Source organism: Actinomadura sediminis, assembly GCF_042675525.1.
GTDB classification, from domain to species: Bacteria; Actinomycetota; Actinomycetes; order Streptosporangiales; family Streptosporangiaceae; genus Spirillospora; species Spirillospora sediminis.
This window is the reverse complement of sequence record NZ_JBHTJA010000205.1, coordinates 1-4,648: the sequence shown is the minus strand read 5'-3', so window position 1 is coordinate 4,648 and position 4,648 is coordinate 1. Positions and strand designations below refer to the sequence as shown.

General features: G+C 77.2%; 3 protein-coding genes. All 3 read left to right on the top strand.

The features are described 5' to 3' along the window. Positions 1–1,603 (top strand): DUF4132 domain-containing protein (locus ACFQ11_RS37120; protein WP_378307553.1); only part of this gene is annotated, 1,603 nt, incomplete at its 5' end. Positions 1,604–1,741: 138 nt separating this feature from the next. Further along, positions 1,742–2,836, top strand: a complete 1,095-nt coding sequence (locus tag ACFQ11_RS37115) for an ATP-binding protein (RefSeq protein ID WP_378307551.1) — start codon at positions 1,742–1,744, stop codon at positions 2,834–2,836. Next, on the top strand, positions 2,836–4,648 hold a 1,813-nt coding region (locus ACFQ11_RS37110), incomplete at its 3' end, for a DUF5682 family protein (RefSeq protein WP_378307549.1). The genes ACFQ11_RS37115 and ACFQ11_RS37110, both read left to right, overlap by 1 nt.

Here is a 4,648-nt window from a genome sequence, read left to right as displayed (position 1 = left end):
CGCGGACGCGCACGGCGCCGGCGCGGTCGCGGACGCGCACGGCGCCGGCGCGGTCGCGGACGCGTTCCCCGAGGCGGCGGGCGAACTGCGGGCCGTCCTGTCGGCGCACCCGCTGCGGACGGGCCTCGTGCCGCGGCCGAAGCTCCCCGCGTGGGCGGACCCGGCCGTCCTGCCGGAGGTGAGGCTGCGCGAACGGGAGGCGGCGCTGTCCGCGGACGCGACGCGGGCGCTCGCCGAGCTGCTGGCGTCGCCCGCCCCCTACGCGACCCGCGAGATGCGCGACCTGCTCGACCCGGACGCCCTCATGGAGTTCGGCTGGGCCCTGTTCGAGAAGTGGCGCGCCGCCGGGGAGCCCGCACGGCACGCGTGGGCGCTCGCGCAGCTCGGCCGCACCGGCGGCGACGCGACCGTCGCCCGGCTCGTCCCCGTCATCGGCGCGTGGCCCGGCGGCGGGCGCGCGAACGCGCTCAAGGGGCTGGACGTGCTCCGCGCCCTCGGCACGGACGCGGCCCTTGCCGCGCTGCGCGACATCGCCGGGACGCCGGCGTCCGACGGGCTGCACTGGGAGGCGGAGCGGAGGTTCGACGACGCCGCCGACGCGCGCGGCCTCACCCCCGAGCGGCTCGCGGACCGGCTCGTCCCCCGGTTCGGCCTCGACGCGGACGCCTCGGCGACCCTCGACTACGGGCCCCGCCGCTTCCGGGTCCGGTTCGACGAGCGGCTCCAGGCGCGGGTCTTCGACGAGAACGGGACCCTGCGCAAGACCCTGCCGAAGCCCGCCGTCAAGGACGACCCGGACCTCGCGCCGGCCGCGTACCGGACGTTCGGCGAGCTGAAGCGGGGCGTGCGGCGCGTCGCGTCGGACCGGTGCCGCGACCTGGAGCACGCCATGCTGCGCGGGCGGCGGTGGACGCCGGACGAGTTCCGCGACCATCTCACCGGGCACCCGATCGTGGCGCGCATCGTCCGCCGCCTGGTGTGGCTCGCGGAACCCGGTGGCGAGGAACCCGGTGGCCGGGAAACCGGTGGCGGGGAAACCGGTGGTGATCAGGGCGCGGCGACGGCGTTCCGCATCGCCGAGGACGGCACGTTCGCCGACGTCCGCGACGACCCCTTCGTCGCGCCGGGGACGGCCCGCATCCGCGTCGCGCATCCCGCGCACCTGGGGGACGACCTCCCCGCGTGGTGCGAGGTGTTCGCCGACTACGAGGTCCTCCAGCCGTTCCCGCAGCTCGAACGGCCCGCCGCGCACCTCACCGCCGCGGAGCGCGCCGCCGGCCGCCTCGACCGGTACGCGGGCCGCGCGCTCCACGCGGCGGACCTCGGCGCCGGTCTGTGGAGGAAGGGCCGGGTGCACCTCGAACCCGGCGAGGAGCGGTGGCTGTGGTGGGACGCCGGCGCGCGCCGCCGCATCGTCGCCGGGCTGGGCACCGGCCCGTGGCCGCACCCGGGCGACGCCGACGCGACGATGACCGTTCGGTACGTCCGCGCCTCGACGCGCCCCGTGGGACGCGACGACCCCCGCGGCGCGCCCGTCCGGTTCGGCGACCTGGACGCCGCCACCGTCTCCGAGGCCCTCACCAGCCTGCTGCCGCCCCCCTGACCGAACCGGCGGAGGCCGCCCGATTTCCGTTGACCACCGGACGGTGCCAGCATGATCGGCACCCGCGCCGAAGTGTCCGACGCGCTTGCCACACTGGTCGCCACGGCTCGGCCCGCCGATCCCCCCGGAAAGAAGGACATGACTCAGGACCCCCAGGAGCTGCAGCGGCCCCCCGCCGAGGTCCGGTACGCCGCCGAGCTGGAGAAGCTCGCCCAGGACGACACCGGACCCAAGCCGCCGGGATGGGCGCTGAGCCTGACGGCCGCGCGGCGGTTCGTCGTCGGCGACGAGAAGCTCGGCGTCACCCGCAAGTTCGTCGGCGACACCGCGCTGATCGACCGGGCGCTGGTGACGCTGGCGACCAGCCGCGGGCTGATGCTGGTCGGCGAGCCCGGCACCGCGAAGTCGCTGCTGTCGGAACTGATCGCGGCGGCGGTGAGCGGCACCTCCACGCTGACGATCCAGGGCGGCGCCGCCACCACCGAGGACCAGATCAAGTACTCGTGGAACTACGCGCTGCTGGTGTCGGAGGGGCCGTCCGCGCGGTCGCTGGTGCCCGCGCCGCTGCTCACCGGGATGTCCGAGGGCCGCGTGGTGCGGTTCGAGGAGATCACCCGCTGCCCCCTCGAAGTGCAGGACTCGCTGCTGTCCCCGCTGTCCGACCGCGTGATGGCGATCCCGGAGCTGGCCGGCCCGGAGTCGATGGTGTTCGCCCGCGAGGGGTTCAACGTCATCGCCACCGCGAACACCCGGGACCGCGGCGTCAACGAGATGAGCGCCGCGCTGAAGCGCCGGTTCAACTTCGAGACGGTGTTCCCGATCGCCGACTTCGCCGTCGAGCTCGACCTCGTCGAGGCGGAGGCGACGCGGCTGCTGGAGCGCAGCGGCGTCCAGGCGCCGCCGCGCCGGGACGTCCTGGAGGTGCTGGTCACGACGTTCCGCGAGCTGCGGGCGGGCGTCACCGAGGACGGCCGGTCGCTGGACCGGCCGCAGGCGGTGATGAGCACGGCCGAGGCCGTGTCCGTCGCGCACGCCGTCGGGGTGCGGGGCTGGTTCCTGCGCGGGGAGCCGGGCGGCGCCGCCGACATCGTGGAGTGCCTCGCCGGCACCGCCGCCAAGGACGGCGCCGACGACCTCGCCCGGCTGCGCCGCTACCTGGAGCAGCAGGCGCCGCGCCGCGAGGGCGCGCAGTGGAAGGCGCTGCACGACGCCCGGCACCTGCTGCCCGGCTGATGGCGGTCACGTTCGTCGGGGTCCGGCACCACAGCCCCGCCTGCGCCCGCCTCGTCCGCGAGACGATCGAGCGGCTCCGGCCCGCGCACGTCCTCGTCGAGGGGCCCGTCGACTTCACCGGGCGGCTGGACGAGCTGCTGCTCGGCCACGAACCCCCCGTCGCGATCTTCAGCTACCACCGGGACGGCGACCGGGTCGGCCGGTGCTGGACGCCGTTCTGCGGTTACTCGCCCGAGTGGATCGCGCTGCACGCGGGCCGCGCCGCGGGCGCCGACGTCCGGTTCGTCGACCTGCCCGCCTGGCATCCCGCGCTCGCCGACCGCGACAACCGGTACGCCGACGCCGAGAAGCGGTACGCCGAGGCGACCGGGCGGCTGCTGCGCGAGTTCGCCGTCGACAACACCGACGTCCTGTGGGACCACCTGGTCGAGATCGCCGATCCGGACGGGCTCGCCGAACGCCTCGACGCCTACTTCGACCTGGTGCGCGGCGAGGCGGACGCCGGTGCGGACGACGCCGCCCGCGAGGCGTACATGGCGCGGTGGGTCCGCGCCGCCGAGGCCGCGGCGGGCGGCCGTCCCGTCGTCGTCGTGACCGGCGGGTTCCACACCCCGGCCCTGCGCGCCCTCACCGCCGGCCCGGGGCCGGACGGCGGCGCGGACGGCGGCGCGGGCTGGCCGGAGGTCCCCGAACCCCCGGACGGGTCCGAGGGGGGCAGCTTCCTCGTCCCGTACTCGTTCCGGCGGCTGGACGCGTTCACCGGCTACCAGTCGGGCATGCCGTCCCCCGAGTACTACGAGCGTCTCTGGGCGGACGGGCCGGACGGCGCGGCCGCCGCGCTCACCGAGTCCGTCGTGACGCGGCTGCGCGAGCGGCGGCAGCCCGTCTCCACCGCCGACCTCATCGCCGCCCGCACCCTCACCGACGGGCTCACCCGGCTGCGCGGCCACCGCGCGCCCGCCCGCACCGACCTGCTGGACGGCCTCGTCGCCGCGCTCGTCGCCGACGACCTGGACCAGCGGCTGCCGTGGACGTCCCGCGGCCCGCTCGGCCCCGGCGCCCACCCGGCCGTCGTGGAGATGGTCGCGGCGCTCAGCGGCGACCGCGTCGGGCGGCTGCACCCCGACACGCCCGCGCCGCCGCTCGTCCACCACGTCGCGGCGGAACTGGAGCGGCTCGGGCTCGACCAGAGCGGCCCGCTCACGGTGAAGCTCACGCGGCCGCGCGGGCTGGAACGCAGCCGCGCCCTGCACCGGCTGCGCGTCCTGCGGATCCCCGGGTTCGAGCGCGAGTCGGGGCCCGGCAGCGGCGCCGACCAGGTGCTGGACGAACGCTGGCGGATCGCCGCCGCCGACCCGCGCGGCGACCGGGAGGCCGCGCTGATCGAGGCGGGCGCGTACGGGCCGACCCTCGCGGACGCGGCCGCCGCCGTGCTCGACGAGCGCGGCGCCCGCGCCGGCACCGACGTGGCGGGCCTCGCGGACGTGCTGTTCGACGCGGCGCTGTGCGGGTGCGCCGACCAGTCCGGCGGCGTCGCCGCGTCCCTCGCCGCCGGGATCGCCGCCGCGTCGGACGTGCCCGCGCTCGGCGCCGCGCTCGACGTCGTCCTCGGGCTGTGGCGGCACGACCGGGTGCTCGGCACCGCCGGAAGCCCCGCGTTCGGGTCGGTGATCACCGAGTGCACGGACCGGCTGCTGTGGCTGCTCGAGGGGACGCTCGGCGCCCCCGCCCCCGCCGACCACGGCCGGGTGCGGGCCGACGCCGCCGACCGGGACGCGCTGCGCGCCGCGTCCGCGCCGGCGGACGCGGGCG

What these genes read in the sequence shown, in the direction of transcription:
- ACFQ11_RS37115 (WP_378307551.1), top strand. Translation starts at nt 1,742, where the DNA reads ATGACTCAGGACCCCCAGGAGCTGCAGCGGCCCCCCGCCGAGGTCCGG.